Here is a 696-nt window from a genome sequence, read left to right as displayed (position 1 = left end):
TTTATTGTTGTAAGGGATGTAGGAATAAGGCTAATAGGGCTATGAGTAAAGAGGATGAATAAATTTCAAAAAGCAGTTTCTCAAATGATAAAGCAAGAGGAAAAAGAGAATTTATGGCAAGGATACGAAAATTGTAGAGTAGGTAGAAGTATACCAAGTTCAATAAGAATATATGTAAAAGGATTTAAAAAGTCTGGATATAGTGTACATGAAGTTTATAACTTTATAAATGATATTAATAAGTGTGAGTAATTTTAAGTGATAAAGGGAGTATTTTGTTGAGTAAATACAATAATAAAAAAATTGTAATTGATGGAATTAAATTTGATAGTAAAGATGAGTCAGAGTATTATTTATATTTAAAAGAAAGAAAGGCAAATGGAGAAATAAAAGATTTTGGACTTCAACAAAAGTTTGAATTACAGCCTAAATTTAAGAAAGATGGAAAGAACTATAGGGCTATTACATATACAGTTGATTTTGCCATATATAAATGGAATGGTGAAGTTATTTATATAGATGTGAAAGGATATAGTACACAACAAGGTGAACTTAGAAAAAAGCTTTTTGACTATAAGTATCAAGATAAAATACTTATATGGATTTCTAAGAGTAAAAAGTATGGGGTGGATGGTTGGATAGAATATAGTGAACTTAAGAAAAAAAGAAAGGAAAATAAAAAGAAAGTAGCTTAGA

2 protein-coding genes are annotated in these 696 nt (G+C 27.0%); both read left to right on the top strand.

What is annotated here, in order from left to right; translation table 11 throughout:
- Positions 1 to 54: 54 nt before the first annotated feature.
- On the top strand, positions 55 to 252 hold the full coding sequence (locus Q3287_RS19410; RefSeq protein WP_407964681.1) for a hypothetical protein: 198 nt from the start codon (positions 55 to 57) through the stop codon (positions 250 to 252).
- A gap of 26 nt (positions 253 to 278) precedes the next feature.
- Entirely contained in the window at positions 279 to 695 is a 417-nt protein-coding gene (locus tag Q3287_RS19405; protein WP_407964680.1) for a DUF1064 domain-containing protein, read from the top strand.
- Position 696: the final 1 nt, after the last annotated feature.

The sequence above is a fragment of the Clostridioides sp. GD02404 genome (assembly GCF_045898275.1).
Taxonomy (GTDB): domain Bacteria; phylum Bacillota; class Clostridia; order Peptostreptococcales; family Peptostreptococcaceae; genus Clostridioides; species Clostridioides difficile_A.
The sequence above is the reverse complement of the archived record's forward strand: the minus strand, read 5'-3'. Positions and strand labels throughout refer to the sequence as shown.